Consider the following 14,893-nt stretch of genomic DNA (forward strand, 5'->3'; position numbering starts at 1 on the left):
TGGCGCTGGCCACGGTGATTGGCATGCGTTTTGGTTTGATCGAAGAGCTTAAAAAAACCCAACTGGCCAGCGAAGACGCCGAGAAAGTGGCCAACTTCCAGGCCTCACTTGCACTGGCGCAGAACGTCAACGATGTGTTGCTGGCCTTGTCGTTTGCATTCATTGTGCTGCTGGGTTATTTCAGCATGTTGCTGCTTTCCCCCGACCCGAAGGTCAGGGCACAGGCCTTTGGTGTGCTGGAGCGCGTGCCCGTGGTGGGGCAACTCTTGGTCAGCTCAGGCTTGTCAGCCACTTGCCGTGTGTTGGCCTCCTTGTTGATGGGTGGCGTCACCTTTCTAAACGCCGTGCGCATTGCCAGAAAAGGCACCATCGCTCCGCAGGTAACCGAGTTTTGGCGGGCCATCAAAGCGCGAAGCGAAATCGGTGAGCCACCGGCGGTGGCCTTTAATCACCCCATGCTCGATAGCAGTGAGCGTTTGCTGATTCGTGCACATAAAGACCAGGCCCAACTGGCGGAATGTTTGATGTCCATCTCGCAAAGCCGTGAAGACCGAGCCAATGCGGCCGCCAAAAAATTCGCAGTGCTTGCCTTCATCGCCTCGCTGGCGTACTCGGGCATTGCGGTGTTGTTCAGCTTGTGGGTGGTGTATTTGCAAAATGAATTGGTCCTTTCGGGAGCCTAAACACCATGGCAGCCAGTTACCAAAAATCAATTTACGCCAATTTAATTGCAGGCCGCTTGCCAGTGGGCAGCGGCAGCGCACAAAAGGTCGTAATGAACCATGCCTATGCAATTTTGGGCAGCAATCGCCTGCATTGCTACTGCCTGGAGCGTGCAGGCTATGTGTATTTTTTTGCGATTGAAAGCATTCACTTGGCCTCAGAACCCGGCTTCAAGCTTCCCCTTGTGGATGCATTGCCGGGCATGCCGCTTCACCGGGGAGATGGCATTTACACCGTCAATGGACCAGACTACGCCGCAGCCCTCATCATCGAAGCAGGCTCGGTACGTTTGCTTTGTCAAGAGCCAGAGCTACTTAAGGATTACCTCGCCGGCTTGGATTTGCGAATCACCGAGTTGCCAGCCACTGCAGGTCAGTCGCTATCGAGCATTCCCCAAGCCATACATGGCATCACCGAGCGGGTCAGCGGTTTCATTCTTAAAGCATCGTATGGGGTGTTGTTGCTGTCTGGGGTTACTTTTGTGGGCGCTCAAGCGGCAACGGCATATACACAGTCCAAAAACATCGATGGATTAAACCCCAAAGCGGTCGAGAACGACCTCAACACCACCCTTAAAAAACTCAGCGTGCAGCAACCGTTGGCTAGGCAATTGTCGCGTATTCAAAAGGTGTCCAGCACGGTCGTGCGCTCGGGCGGCTGGATCGAGAGGTACCACCTCAAAGGTGAGGGCCATGAGCAGTTCGAAGTGGTGTTGCCCAGTTGGGTCAGCCAAGACTATCTGGATGCTTTGGGGCGCGATGTGGTAACCGATCTCAGGGATATGGAGGGCTTGCTCACCGTCCGTAAACTAGACAAAGAGAGGTAAGCCATGAAGCTCGATTACAAAGCCAACACAGCATTGCTGCTCAATGAAGCCAGTCGGCTAATGGGCTTGGGGCCGGTGATTGTGATGATGGGCGCGGTGTTGATGACCATTGTCGCGGTGTTTTCGCTCACCGATTTGGTGCGCGCCTCGCAGGAGACCGCCAAAAGCGCAGAGCTCCCCGAGTTTGTGCTCATCAAAAGGCCGGTGGGTAGAGCGGTTTATGAGGAGTATGCGACCGTGCTTTCTCGCCTAAGCCCACATGTGAGCGTGGGTTTTGAAAAAGATGGTTTGCGCGTGCAAATCAACGATGCCAATTATTACGCCGACTTTATTTATGTGCTGAACAGCATTCAAGGCGTGGCTCAGGATGTGGTGTGGCAGGCCGAGGAAATATGCCTGGCTACATGTTCTGGTGCGGCGTCCACGGCGCTTGTCAAGGGTGTGGTCGAAAAGGTAGAGGTTAAATTGAGGGGGCATGCCAATGAGTAAGCCAAATATTCAAAAAAGGACCTGGTTGGTGATGGGTGGAGTTGGCCTTGGCCTCACAGTGCTGTGGGGTGCGGCCACTGCCTGGCAGGGCGGGGGGGCCAATGCTGGCGCTGCCGGCAACAACACTGCTTCAAACAGGGAGCAACAAACTGATGTGGTGTTGGCCAGCATCAATGGGCAACGTGTCACCGAGTTTGAAATCGCAGGTCTGCTTCAGTCTGGTGTGGACCGTGCCATCGTGGTCGATCGCTACATCAACAAAGTGATTGCCGCTGAAAAAGGTCGAAGCCTTTACCCCGAGGATGCCGTGGCCGCCTTGCGCGCAGCAGAGCGCGAGGTGTTGTCAACCCTCTACACCACAAGGCGCATGGAAGAACTTCGGGCATCGGTGACCGATCAGCAGGTTCAAGACTTCTACAACAAAAACGTACTGGATCAAAATTTTCAGTTGTGGAAGGTGAGTTACTACCTAAGCGGCAGTGAAGACGATGCAGCAAAATTTCTAGATGGCCTGAAAAAGAACGACAAAGACGCAGCAGCCCAGCTAAAACCCTTGGTGGAGCAAGGGGATGGTTATGCAAATGCCGCCAGCTTGCCCTACAACCTGGGGCGGGTGGTGTCAAAAATGAAGCGTGGCGAGATCAGTGAGGTATTGCGCTTGCGCAATGGTTTGCTGGTGCTTCGTGTGGACGACATGAAGCAAACCAAAAAGCCTACGCTGGATGAATTGAAGCAAGAAATTATTCAAGCCCTTGCTCTGGAAAAGTTCAATGAAGAGTTGGAAGCCGCTCGGCGCAAGGCCAAGGTGGAGTTGGGTTAAACCGTTTTTAAAGTTTGGCATGCCAAATGGGAGGTCATCATGAAGGTTAATTATCAAGTTCGGGTTGTACATTGTGCCCGTAAGCATTCAAGTGGTTTTATTCAAGCGGCTCTGCTGTTTGGGATTGCACTCATCACCGCAGTGCTGGGGGGGTTTGCTTTGGCCAATCGAAGCCCAACATCACAGACAGACTCAGAGCAGGCCAAGGTCAATGCTTCTGTTATTTTGAAGCAGGCCAGTGATCTGCGCGACGGCGTGGCACGCTATGCAAGCGATTTTGGTTCTACTGCGGTGATCAATACCTTGGACATGTCGAACACCAGTAACGTGGGTTTGTTCGATCCCCAGCCCCGCTATGCGTCGCCGCAAATCATGCCGCGCTCCACATTCCGCGATCCCAATTCCACCTATGCAACCATTAAAACGCCTTCAGCCACATCGGCTGGGCATTGGTTCATTAACAAAGCGACGCCCGGAAACTCCCTGGCTACCGCATCGGCAGACCCCATGGTGATTCTGCCTGGGCTAAAGCAAGACGTGTGTGGACGGGTCAACACCTTGCTCTACGGCAGTGCAACCATACCCGCCAGCACAGCGGCAATCGCTGACTGGATAGGTGGAGCAAACGGAGGAATATCCGCCGTCGCGGCTGTGTCGGGTTGGCCAGAGGGGTGTGTGGCCACGTCAGATGCAACCACGGAGTATGTGTACTTCAAGGCCATTCAAGAAAATTAATCTGCTGGGCATGCCGATCATTGAAACCCCGCGAATGCGGGGTTTTTTTATGGCTCAAGTTAACCCGATCAAGGGGTGCTCAGCATGGGCATTGATGTCGTTATGTCTGACAGATAGCCAGCTTCTAGACATGGAGATTTAATCAATGCGATTGGGCAAGCACCTGCACCAACAGTGTGGATTTGTAGCCTCCTATGTGCTTTACGGCATCGGCTTGCTGGCCATTGCTGGCGCTGCCTATGGCAAGCTCAACGCCAATAACCGGCAAGCTCAGCAAGTGCAAGACACCGTAGAAGAGGTGTCAGCCCAGCTAGAGGTTCTGAAGGGAAAAATCATGTTGTGTGGGGCCATTTATCCCGATGGGGACCATGGTCAATTCAACACCCGTCACCCTTACCCCGCACCAGCAACGGCAGGTAACCAAGCCGCAGCCTCGGTGGTGGAGTGCCCAGGTGCGCCGCCGGGGTCGCGCCTGCTGGGCAATATGCCCGATGGGGTGCCTGTTCCAGTGAGCCCAGCTGATTTTTCCCCTTGGATATACGAACACACGCAAACTGATGGCGTTCGATTGCGTTTGGATCCGCGGGTTGATGGTGGAGCGGTGGCGGTTCGGACACGGCTGCTGCGCAGGTTCCAAGGGTCGGCAGTGGCCGTGGGTGATGAAGTGGTGTTTACTATTTTGCAATAGGTGCATTCATGCGTATAAAACAAAATAGCGTTCGCCTTGTGGTGGCGTCTGATGTGAGTATAGGCAGGCACGCAGCCTACATGGCCTTATTTGTTTTACTCATGACCAGCACTTCGACAGCTTTGGCGCGTTCCAGCGAAAGCAGTGCGGCGTTTGCAGCCACCCAATTGGTGCGCCAATTCACGCTAAAAAACACGGTGGCGCAGGTAAGCCAAGGCATGCAAGGTTACGTCGGTGAAGTCAATGGTCAAATGCGCAGCAGCGCCATGGGTCCAACTTTGCCGGGCTTCCCTACGGACATGGGAACGGTGCCGGCCAGTACCAACTTACCGCAGCGCGACGGTGCGGGCCGCCCCCTTGGTTATTGCGCTTGGGATAACTCCAGTGCCACAAGCAACGCCAATTACCTTGCAGGCCAGGGTGTGGCTAGCCCTTTGGTTTATGCCGTCATCTCACCTGGTCTTAATGGTGCCATTGAGACCACTTGCGCCGATATTCTGACCACTCGACGCGGTTTGGGTGACGACTATGTTCAGGTCACCGCACCCAGCCAAACCTCCTCACGGCAATTCAGATCTGCAGTGGGTACCGAGGCTGAGTTACTTGCCATGCCCGGTGAAAACGGCGATGTGCGCCTGGTCGCTGAGAACAATCGCTTGTACAGCTACCTTAATGGCGCTTGGTCCGCAATTGGCGCCGGTTCAGGCACATTCACCGACGACTCGGCCAGCAACGGAGCAGGAGCAATCAGTTACACCTCGGGCAAGGTCACTGTAGGCGACTTCCAAGCCAGCACTGTCACAGTTACTGGCACCCTCAGTGCCACTACTTTGTTGGGCAATGGTGCCGGCCTCACGGATCTGAATGCAGGCAATATCACCAGTGGTACTCTCTCTGTGGCTCGCGGTGGTACGGGTGTTACCGCTACACCAACAAACGGGCAGTTGTTGATTGGTAATGGTACCGGCTATACCTTGGGCACCATCACTGCTGGTTCAGGGGTGTCGGTGCTCACCGGGCCCGGTAGTCTCACAATCGCCAATACAGGAGTAACAAGCGTAGCAGGCACGGCCAACCAAGTGATTGTGAGTGGGGGTACGGGTGCTGTTACCTTAAGCTTGCCGCAGGCCATTGCCACCACGAGCAGCCCCACCTTTGGTGGGCTTGCGTTGAATGGTGCCTTGAGCGGAACCACAGCAAACTTTACAGGTGCGGTGAATTTGACTGGGCTGAGTGTGGCGGGAGTACCGGCCACCGTAGCGTTTCAATATTCAAACTCTACAGGTGAACCCTCTTACCCCAATAATCTTGCCATGGGTCTTGGTGCTTTGGCAGGCGAGAAACGAGGAGGAAACGTCGCCATTGGAGAGCGATCGCTGGCTAGTTTAACGCCTTCGGCAACCCCGAGCGATGGTGTATATAACACAGCACTGGGCTATGAGGCGTTGTACTTAAATCAAACCGGTAGTGCAAACATCGCAGTTGGGCAGTTTGCCCTAGGAAATAACACCACGGGATCAAACAATGTTGCCTTGGGGCAATCAGCAATGTCGAATGCCACTACTGCGCGGTATTCAACTGGCTTGGGGCAGGGGGCCAATTTGACCAGTGGTGCACTGAATTACGCCACGGCAGTGGGTGCCAGCTCTCGTGTTGCAACACACAACACCCTCGTTTTGGGCTCACTGGCCGCCAGCAAAAACGCCTCTGTGTCTACTGTCGATGACCAGGTGGTCATTGGTGCCACGGGTCGAAACGATACCTATTCCAATACCCGTCTGTTTGTCAGTGGTGTTGTCAACATCACCGAAAAACTTTTCGTCAATGGAATAGAAATCAACAAAAATGGAACCACCAATGCCACCGACATCAACAGCGGTCTTCTTGCCCCCGCATATGGAGGTACGGGCGTCAATGGCAGTGCAGCGGCCAACGGCAGGCTGCTTATTGGCAACGGCAGTGGCTATACCCTCGCCAATATCACCGGCACCGCCAATCAGGTCAACGTAAGCAACGGCGCCGGCAGCATCACGCTGAGCCTGCCACAAAGCATTTCAAGCAGTAGCACACCAACATTTGCGGGTTCGACCTTGACGTCCAATCTTGTCATGTTTCCGACGTATGCCAGCGCACCCGCTTTGATCTCACTAGGAGGCGCCGACAGCGGTTTTGCTGGGGATGGTCGATACCATGGCATTAGAATGTGGGCAGCGGGGGATGATCAGATGGCCATCTATGTTGCTGGCTCTAGCGGGCGAACAACCACGGGTGCAGCTCCACAATCTCTGGGCCCTGTCAGTACACTTGCAACGCGATTTCGGCAAAGTGTGAACCCAGGGTATGGGTTCATCTTTGAAAATTCAAACAACGCTGCCTTAGTCAGTATCAGCTCTGTTAGTGGAGATCTGACTTCGGTGGGCAATTTGATTGCAAAACGCTTATTGATTGGCGACTCAACTGGTGGGGTGGTTCAGGCAAATATTGCTGTGGGCCCTGGCGCATTAAGCGAGGCGCAATCTGGCCTTGGCGGAAATACAGCAATCGGTTTTAATGCCTTGGCGTTTAATACAAGCGGTAGCTTTAACGTGGCGCTTGGCTCCGATGCAACCGTTACCACTGGCGCCTTAACCTTCGCCTCCGCCATTGGAGCAAGATCCTCGGTCAGTACGTCTAATACCTTGGTGCTTGCTCGACCATCAACAGATCAAGTGGTTATTGGAGCCACAGGCCGAAACGACACCCAGCTAAATACCCGCTTGTATGTCAATGGCGCCGTGAACATCGCAGACAGGCTTTTTGTAAATGGTGTGGAAGTCACAGGTGGTGGCACCACCGACGCCAGCAACATCAACAGCGGCATGTTGGCAACCAACTTCGGCGGTACAGGCGTGAATGGCAGCGCGGCCAGCAACGGACAGTTGTTAATCGGCAATGGCAGTGGCTACACCCTGGCCAATATCACTGGCACCGCCAACCAGGTCAATGTGAGCAACGGCGCCGGCAGCATCACGCTGAGCCTACCGCAAAACATTGCCACCACCAGTACACCGACCTTTGGTGGCCTCACTTTAAACGGAAGTGTTACGGGCACCACGGCCAACTTTAGCGGACGCGTGGATGTGGGATCTCTTTACGTCGGCGGCGAGCAGCTCCAAGCAATGACCAAAACCAATATTGATGCTGCACTCACCTATGCAAGTGACACAGGTAATCCCAGTTACAACCAGCCGAATCTGGCGCTGGGTGGTGGTGCTTTGTCGGCAAACAAGCGTGCTGGCAATGTGGCCATCGGCGCAAGTGTCTTGGGTTCGCTCTCTGCCGCAGCCGACGGCATGATGGGTACAGACAATACAGGCTTGGGTTATCGAGTGTTGCCTTCGGTCAACACTGGGTTCCGTAACACCGCGATTGGCTCGCGAGCCGCGCACGCTATGACCAGCGGGTATGCCAACACGGTGGTCGGCCGAAGCGCAGGCTTTAGCATTAATACTGGATTCGAAAACACCGCCATTGGGGAAAACGCTCTGTTCAACGGGGTCTCGGCTTATCAAAACGTTGCAATAGGAAAAAGTTCAATGTTTGGCGCTGGTACGGGCTATGACAACACAGCCGTCGGCAATAACACCATGTTCAGTACGACATCAGGCTATGGAAATGTCGCTGTGGGAAGATCAGCACTTCACGTGAATAATACAGGTTCAAGAAACGTGGGTTTGGGCATGGAGTCCCTGAGGTCAAATGTCAACGGAAGCTATAACCTTGGGATTGGCTATCGCGCAGATGTATCTTCAGCTGATTTGTCTTACGCGCAGGCAGTTGGAAACATGGCTTTGGTCTCCAGCTCCAACACGCTGGTTTTGGGGGCGCAGGGTGTAAATAAGTTTGGAAGTTCGGTAGACGACCAGGTTGTCATTGGTTCTAGCAGTAGAAACGACACTCATGCTGATACCCGTTTGTATGTCAACGGGGCAATCAATGCCAGTGGAAGGTTGTACGCTGGATCGGGTGAGTTTACAGGGCGTGTTAACATTGCAAGCGGTTTGGCAAACGCACTGCACTTCGGCGATAACGGAGAGAACCTTGACACCACCAGTATTTATAGGTTCAACGAGGCATCAGATCAAACCCGCCTACGTGTTCGTTTAAGCGATAATAGCCAAGGCTTTGGAACTGCATTCAGTGATGAGTTCCAGATTGGTTACGAAAACGGTGGCTATACGCCCACCTTCCGTGTGGCGGGTAGTGGTGCAGTCATTTCCAGCAGTTCAATCACCGCCACCGCCTTTAACACCAGCTCTGATCGTCGCCTAAAGAACAATTTGCAAGTGCAAGATGCGGATACTTTGCTGAAGAAGCTCTCTGCCTTGTCTGCATACAGCTACGACTACGCGGGGCAACACGACTTGGGTCGCCGCATCGGTGTAATTGCCCAAGACGTATTGCCGTTGTTCCCCGAGGCAGTAACAGTTCGCCCGGATGGCTTTTATGCCGTCGATTACGGTGCCTTGGGTGCCTTGGCCGCCGCAGGTGTTGGACACTTAAACCAGCGCGTGAACGACATGGACAAAACCTTTCAAGACCACGCAAAAACTGTTGAGCGTGTTACCGCGCTAGAAAACACCACGACCGACCACGCCCAACGCCTCACTGGCTTGGAGGGTTGGCGCAGCCAAGCCAGCCAACAAATTACCGCGGTAGAATCTCGCCTGGATACACTCGATGCCTGGAAAACAAGGGCAGCTGAAGAAATAGACAGCATGCAACTGGCGATCGAGTCCAACAGCAAAGAGATCGCCAAAAATGCGCTGGCCATTGCGGGCCAAGGCAAAAAAATTGAAGACCTGGAGGTGGTCACCTCGCGGCTTGGCGAGCGGCTTGATTTGACAGAGCAAGGCTTGAGCAAATTAAAGTCGCGTGTGGATGCGGCATTTACTGTGTCTCAAGATGGCAGCACCATTACCCTAGGCGCACCCAACCTGGTGGTGGGCAATTTCACCGCGCAGCAGGCCCGCATGCAATATGCCTACACCCAGCGGCTGGAGGCCGAAATGGCGCGCATCAAAGCCTTGGAGGTCGACAATTTGCTGGCCAACAACGCGGTGGCCCGCCGTGTGCAGGCCGAAGAGCTCAACACAGGTAGCGCCCAAGTGTATGCGGGCGCAGGCTTGCCTGCTGTGCTGTTCTCGGCCAGGGCCGATGGCCACTACACGCTTAGCACCAGCGCATTGGATGGCAGCTACGCCACGGCCACGGTCATTGTCAACGCGGGTCAGGCAAAAATTATTCCGTCTGCCAGTGAGGGCATTGAACTGTTCGCCGAGGGTAACACCATCAAGGCGATTGCCGCCGGTAAGTCCATCAAAGCCAGTTGGATCAAAACAGGTTAGGGCATTTGATCGCTGCGAGGGGAGTCCGACAGGACTGCCAAGGCAATTTCCTGATTGGGTTGCGTGACCACTGTGTAGCTGCCCTGCGGTTGAGGTGTCGCTGGAACAGACGCAGGTTCACTGGCTGCCCTGGGCGCGATTTGAGTTTGGGGATTGTCTCGCCCTGAGAAAAAGCCTCCCGTAGCACAAAGCGCCGCCAGCGCCCAAAAAATGACTCCCGACGTGATCCCAATGCCGGCCCCTGCTGAGTAAAATGCATGCTCGGTCGGGGTTGTTTCGTATCGAAATTTAAGCACGGCGTTGTAGATACCCAATGCGAGTTGAAATGTCCCAGCGGCGGCCAGCATCAATGGGGCTTTAAGCCCACGGGCGATGCCGCAACAGGCCCTGCTTGTTGAAGAGCTTGGGGTACCGGGCGTGGTGTCAAAGTCGTCTATGTGTACAACAGTTGCGGCAAGGTTACCTTGATTGGCATTGGCGGGTGAGGCGGAACTGTTCATGATGTTGGTTATGAGGCCGAGGTGAATCAAGAGCGCCTATGTAACCCCGCTGTGCGATCAAGTTCGGCGCATTTCAGTGCCGTTGCGCAAATTCAAGCAAGATCGTTCCCAGCCGGGCGGCTTTGGGGTAAGGTAGGTAATCTAATCTGCATTATTTTTAGCCCATGCCCATCAAAATGGAGGCCGTGCCCGGCCCGGATCAGTTAAAAGCCGCTACCCCGCAAAAAGACAGCCTGCAGACCGCCGAAATGGCCGAGCTTGAGGCTGTGGGGCCCGACCAAATCAAGCAGGCTGGGCAAAAGCAAACTGTGTTGGTGACCGGGCATGCTGGTTTTATTGGGTTTCACACGGCCAAGGCGCTGTTGGAGCGGGGTGACAAGGTTATCGGCTTTGACTCCATGAACAGCCATTACGACACCCGCTTAAAGCGCGAACGGCTGGCCATGCTTGAAGACATCGCCAAGGCCACCGGCTCCAAATACCACCACGTGCGTGCCGACTTGTGCGAGCCTGGCCCGCTGCAAGAATGCCTGGAGACCTACAAGGTACAGCGCGTCATTCACCTGGCCGGGCAAACCGACAAGTACCTCAGCCACGAAAAGCCAGCCGAGTGTGTGCAAAACAACATCAACGCCTTTGTGGCGCTTCTGGAAGCGTGCAGGCATTTTAAAATTCATCACCTCACTTACGCCAGCAGCCATGCGGTGTATGGGGCGGGCTTTCAAAAGCCCATGAGCGAGCGCGACAGTGCCAACCACCCCCAACGGCTGGATGCCGCAGCGCAGCGCGCTTGTGAGTTGCTTGCGCATTCTTACAGCCACCAGTTCAGGCTGCCCACCACGGGCTTGCGGTTTTTTTCGGTGTATGGGCCCTGGGGCCGGCCCGACTCGGTGTTGTTTGCTTTTACCAAACGCATTCTGGAAGGCAAGCCCATCCAGATTTATAACGATGGCAACAACACACGCGACTACACCTACATTGGTGATTTGGTCGAGGCCATATTGCGTGCCAGCGACACCCCGGCCGAGCCCAACCCGGTGTGGCTGGTGGAACTGCCCGACCAGGCCAGCAGCAATGCGCCCTGGCGCTTGTTGAATGTGGGCAATAGCTTGCCCGTGTCGATTGAGGACCTCATCGCGGCCCTGGAACACGCCCTGGAAAAAAAGGCAGTCAAAGAGTACATCACCGGTCCCATTCTGGAAAAAAGCCAAAGCTGTGCCGATGTCTCGGCGCTGTACAAGGCCACACGCTTTAGACCCAACACCCCTTTGGCCGCAGGCATCGCCCAGTTTGCCGCTTGGTATCGAGGCTATTACCAAGTTTAGTTTTATCGATTTAACAAAATTGTCACCATGTCGCTTTTAGTGTCGGCTACCCGACACTTGGGCTGCATCTGCTTGGCTTGTATTGGCAGTAAAAGGCCAATACCAAACCACATGCGCCCATCCCATGAGGCGCGGCAGGAGACAACACATGCCCGCAGCACAATTCAACAAAACCTTAAGCGTGATGGCCTTGGTGGCCGCCTTTGGCCTGTCCGCTTGCACCAGTGAAGACCCGAGCATCGCCGACCCCGCCCGCACCAGCACGCTGGAAAACAGCGGCAATGGCAATGGTAGTGGCAACGGCAACGGTGGTGGAAACGGAAATGAAAACGGCGGCGGCAACGGAAACGGCGGCGGCAACGGAAACGGCGGCGGCAACGGAAACGGCGGTGGAAACGGAAACGGCGGTGGAAACGGAAACGGCGGTGGAAACGGAAACGGCGGTGGAAACAACCCTCCGCCTTTCGTGTTGAGCCTGATTCCAAACGCCATCAACCCAGACTTTGAAAGCACGCAGCGCACTTTCACAGAGCCTGCCTGCAGTGTGGGTGCCAGCAGCCCGCGCCAGGGCGGCAAGGTGTACAGTCAGACCCTAATCTCCAAGAGCGGCCACCCGATTGTCTTCACCGTCATGGAGCCCACCAATTTGAATTGTGCCCAAGGCAGCCCCTTGGTGCTGCAGGGTCATGGTTACGGAGGCTCGCGCGCTCGCAGCCCATCTGGCTTGCTCAAGCGGTTGGTGGACAGTGGCGCAGGCGTCATTAGCATCGACCAGCGCGGTTTTGGTGAAAGTGGCGGCACAGTGCGTGTACTAGACCCCGACTTTGAAGGTCAAGACCTGCTGCAAATTCTGGATTGGGTGGAAACCAACCTGGATTGGGTGCGCTTTGCCAATGACAAACCCGTGGGCGAGCGCAAATTCAACATGGTGCTGGGCTCCACCGGTGGCAGCTACGGCGGTGGCTACCAACTCTTGATTCACAACATCGACGACAAGCAGCGCCTGGATGCGCTCACCCCCGACATTGCCTGGAACGACCTGCGCTACAGCCTCAATCCCGGTGGCGCTTATGGCATTAAAGACTTCGCTCCAGCCGCTGGTGAAATCAAGCCCGCCGGCGTGGTGAAATCGGGCTGGGCCCTTTTGCTGGTGGCGGGCGGTGAGTCAGGTTCCATCAGCCCCAAACTCCAGCAGAGGGATGTTCAGGCGGTACAGCGCAATGGTCAGGATCCTCTTATTCGCGAAACCCTGGTGCGCGGTGCCGCGGGCAACCGCTTCCCGGCCGGTGCTTTGGAGTTTTTCCGCTACCACAGCCCCAGTTATTTTTGCGATGCAGAGGTGCCCGGCGCTCAAACATTTGCCAACACCACGGTAACCCCCGGCTATGCACCCAAAAAGCCTCAACCCGTGGATATTCTGTTCACACAGGGCTTCCGTGACACGCTGTTTAACTTCAACGACGCCTGGCACAACTTCCAGTGCTACCGCAACCTCACAGACGACAAAGGCAACAAGGCGGATGTTCGATTGCTCACCCACCAGAGTGGTCATATTCTGGGCGTGGGCGCGGGCGGCCAAACCCAGCAGTTGGTACAAGCCGGCTTGAACGAAATTGAATTCCAAAAGGCAGGAGGCCCGTTTGCCTGTGGCGACCTTGGTATTGTGGATGCGCAATACGCATTCTTGGTCGAAAAACTGTTCACCGCCCAAGAAGCTGCCGCCATCAAGGCCACCAACGAAGCCAACCAAGCCAAAGCATTCGATACCCTGGCCGCCAACAAAAACAATGTGTGCGTGAGCTTCACCGACGACGTGGGTCGGGGTGTCAGTGACAACGCCGCCGCGTGGGTGCCTGTGGACGAGTTCATGAGCAAAAACGGCCCTGTGGTCAAAGGTGCCAAAACACAATCTGTGCTGCCTGCCATCCCAGTGAGCTTCACCCCAGGTGCCAACAGCAACGTGTTGTTCAACTCGGTGGCGGGTGTGCTGCGTTACCCCTTCGCCCCCGCCGTGGTAGAGCTGCCTTTGCCCGAGGGTGTCAGCAGCATCGCTGGCATTCCCACCGCCACGTTGAACGTTGCGCCACCTGTGGCCAACGCTCAAAACCCGGCTTGCACGCCGTTGTCGACCGCTGTTAACACCTCACCCGTGGGCTTGCTGGGTGCGGAACTGGGTTGCGACCCCATTGTGTTCGTGGGCCTGGGCGTGCAGCGCAACGGCGCATGGCGCTTAATTGACGATCAGGTAACGCCTGTGCGCGGTTTTGGCAAACGCCACGTAGAACTGAACGGCGTGGCCGAACGCATTGGCACTGGCGAAAAGTTGGGTCTGTTGGTGTACGGCTACCATCCCCAATTCCCGGCCACTGGGTCGCGCGATGCGGTCACTCCAGTTGTATCGCTCACTGGAGAAATCAACCTGCCAACCGTGGGTGCGCGGTAAAACCCGGCTTGCGCTGTATGAAATTAATGCCATAATCCCGCTTTAAATCAACTACGCAAGGTGCCCGCCACTCGGTGGGCACACCTCTACGCCGGTGAAAAACCAAGCCAAAGCAGAAGCAATCGACAAGACCGACGGTGTACGCCCAGCCATGCAGGCCCGTAGCCTTAAAAAACGGCACGACCTGCTTAAAGCTGGCCGCAAGTTGCTGCACTCCCGTGTGTTGGAAGACATTTCCATCAAAGACATCTGCTCGGAAGCCAATTGCACGGTGGGCTCCTTCTACAGTCGCTTCGAAGACAAAGAAAGCTACTTCGACGCCCTCATCGTAGAAAGCTGCCATGAACTGTTGGCACAAGCGGCCAGGCAGTTTGACAACCGCAACTGGCAAAACGTGGAAGGGCGGGCCATTTGCGATGAAGTGGTGGCTTTCCTGGTGGGTATTTTTCAGGGGGAGTACAGCTCCATCCTCACCGAGGCGTTTATCCGCGAATCCAAAGGATTCATCGACTCCACCCCCATGCGCGATGTGGGTATTCAATTCATTTCCACGGTCTTCACCCCCCTGGAACCCCACATCGACAAAACCTTCAACCCCGACCCCATGCGCAGCCTGTCGTTTGCCATTCAGGTGGTGTACGGGGCACTGCACAACGCGCGCCTGCGAGATTCTGGGCCGGTCAAATTTAAAACACCCGAATTCAAGCAGCGCCTGCAGGAAATGGTGGCACGCCAACTCGGCATTACCCCCAAAGCCTTGTAGGGCAAGGGTTTACCCTGTGCCCTTCGGGCAATCCTGTAGTGAAATTACTACTAATTTGCGAACTTTGATAAACCCCGCAACATTTCATGTTACTCCGGTGGTACATTTTTAGACGAAGCGCTCTAGATTAGCAAAACTGTAATTACGGTTTTCTTTTTTTGAAAGCTGCTTTACACTAAGCAAAAAATTTACAC

The 14,893-nt window shown here is 55.1% G+C and carries 11 protein-coding genes; 10 read left to right on the plus strand and 1 reads right to left on the minus strand.

Going from position 1 to position 14,893, the window contains the following annotated elements:
- From ACEQU8_RS00395 to ACEQU8_RS00425, 7 genes are all read left to right on the plus strand, one after another.
- A partial coding sequence (locus tag ACEQU8_RS00395) for a type II secretion system F family protein (RefSeq protein WP_370260687.1) occupies positions 1–683 on the plus strand: 683 nt, incomplete at its 5' end.
- 5 nt (positions 684–688) lie between these two features.
- Positions 689–1,549 (plus strand): hypothetical protein, encoded by an 861-nt coding sequence (locus ACEQU8_RS00400; RefSeq protein WP_370260688.1) that lies wholly within the window; start codon positions 689–691, stop codon positions 1,547–1,549.
- 3 nt (positions 1,550–1,552) lie between these two features.
- Positions 1,553–2,038 (plus strand): hypothetical protein, encoded by a 486-nt coding sequence (locus ACEQU8_RS00405; protein WP_370260690.1) that lies wholly within the window; start codon positions 1,553–1,555, stop codon positions 2,036–2,038.
- On the plus strand, positions 2,031–2,858 hold the full coding sequence (locus ACEQU8_RS00410; protein ID WP_370260691.1) for a peptidyl-prolyl cis-trans isomerase: 828 nt from the start codon (positions 2,031–2,033) through the stop codon (positions 2,856–2,858). Before ACEQU8_RS00405 ends, ACEQU8_RS00410 begins: the two co-directional genes overlap by 8 nt.
- Positions 2,859–2,897: 39 nt before the next feature.
- A complete protein-coding gene (locus tag ACEQU8_RS00415; protein ID WP_370260692.1) occupies positions 2,898–3,593 on the plus strand; it encodes a hypothetical protein in 696 nt (231 codons plus the stop codon).
- Between the two features lie 145 nt (positions 3,594–3,738).
- A complete protein-coding gene (locus ACEQU8_RS00420; RefSeq protein ID WP_370260694.1) occupies positions 3,739–4,281 on the plus strand; it encodes a hypothetical protein in 543 nt (180 codons plus the stop codon).
- A gap of 101 nt (positions 4,282–4,382) precedes the next feature.
- The gene (locus tag ACEQU8_RS00425) at positions 4,383–9,668 is read left to right on the plus strand and encodes a tail fiber domain-containing protein (protein WP_370260695.1); all 5,286 of its coding nucleotides are present in this window, start codon (positions 4,383–4,385) and stop codon (positions 9,666–9,668) included.
- Here the strand turns inward: ACEQU8_RS00425 and ACEQU8_RS00430 are convergent.
- The gene (locus tag ACEQU8_RS00430) at positions 9,665–10,168 is read right to left on the minus strand and encodes a hypothetical protein (RefSeq protein ID WP_370260696.1); all 504 of its coding nucleotides are present in this window, start codon (positions 10,166–10,168) and stop codon (positions 9,665–9,667) included. The two genes, ACEQU8_RS00425 and ACEQU8_RS00430, sit on opposite strands and share 4 nt — an antisense overlap.
- Before the next feature lie 164 nt (positions 10,169–10,332).
- Between ACEQU8_RS00430 and ACEQU8_RS00435 the strand changes: the two genes are divergently transcribed.
- The 3 genes from ACEQU8_RS00435 to ACEQU8_RS00445 all read left to right on the plus strand — a co-directional run bounded on the left by ACEQU8_RS00435 (position 10,333) and on the right by ACEQU8_RS00445 (position 14,699).
- Entirely contained in the window at positions 10,333–11,493 is a 1,161-nt protein-coding gene (locus ACEQU8_RS00435) for an NAD-dependent epimerase/dehydratase family protein (RefSeq protein ID WP_370260698.1), read from the plus strand.
- A gap of 148 nt (positions 11,494–11,641) precedes the next feature.
- Positions 11,642–13,936, plus strand: a complete 2,295-nt coding sequence (locus ACEQU8_RS00440; protein ID WP_370260699.1) for a CocE/NonD family hydrolase — start codon at positions 11,642–11,644, stop codon at positions 13,934–13,936.
- 94 nt (positions 13,937–14,030) lie between these two features.
- Positions 14,031–14,699: a TetR/AcrR family transcriptional regulator gene (locus tag ACEQU8_RS00445; RefSeq protein ID WP_370260700.1), complete on the plus strand. Its 669-nt coding sequence runs from the start codon at positions 14,031–14,033 to the stop codon at positions 14,697–14,699.
- Positions 14,700–14,893 lie beyond the last annotated feature (194 nt).

The sequence above is a fragment of the Limnobacter sp. genome (assembly GCF_964228395.1).
GTDB lineage: Bacteria > Pseudomonadota > Gammaproteobacteria > Burkholderiales > Burkholderiaceae_B > Limnobacter.

Bases quoted from the DNA above. Each gene is read 5' to 3' on its own strand.
- ACEQU8_RS00400 (WP_370260688.1), top strand. From the start codon at position 689: ATGGCAGCCAGTTACCAAAAATCAATTTACGCCAATTTAATTGCAGGC.
- ACEQU8_RS00405 (WP_370260690.1), top strand. From the start codon at position 1,553: ATGAAGCTCGATTACAAAGCCAACACAGCATTGCTGCTCAATGAAGCC.
- ACEQU8_RS00410 (WP_370260691.1), top strand. From the start codon at position 2,031: ATGAGTAAGCCAAATATTCAAAAAAGGACCTGGTTGGTGATGGGTGGA.
- ACEQU8_RS00415 (WP_370260692.1), top strand. From the start codon at position 2,898: ATGAAGGTTAATTATCAAGTTCGGGTTGTACATTGTGCCCGTAAGCAT.
- ACEQU8_RS00420 (WP_370260694.1), top strand. From the start codon at position 3,739: ATGCGATTGGGCAAGCACCTGCACCAACAGTGTGGATTTGTAGCCTCC.
- ACEQU8_RS00425 (WP_370260695.1), top strand. From the start codon at position 4,383: ATGACCAGCACTTCGACAGCTTTGGCGCGTTCCAGCGAAAGCAGTGCG.
- ACEQU8_RS00430 (WP_370260696.1), bottom strand. From the start codon at position 10,168: ATGAACAGTTCCGCCTCACCCGCCAATGCCAATCAAGGTAACCTTGCC.
- ACEQU8_RS00435 (WP_370260698.1), top strand. From the start codon at position 10,333: ATGCCCATCAAAATGGAGGCCGTGCCCGGCCCGGATCAGTTAAAAGCC.
- ACEQU8_RS00440 (WP_370260699.1), top strand. From the start codon at position 11,642: ATGCCCGCAGCACAATTCAACAAAACCTTAAGCGTGATGGCCTTGGTG.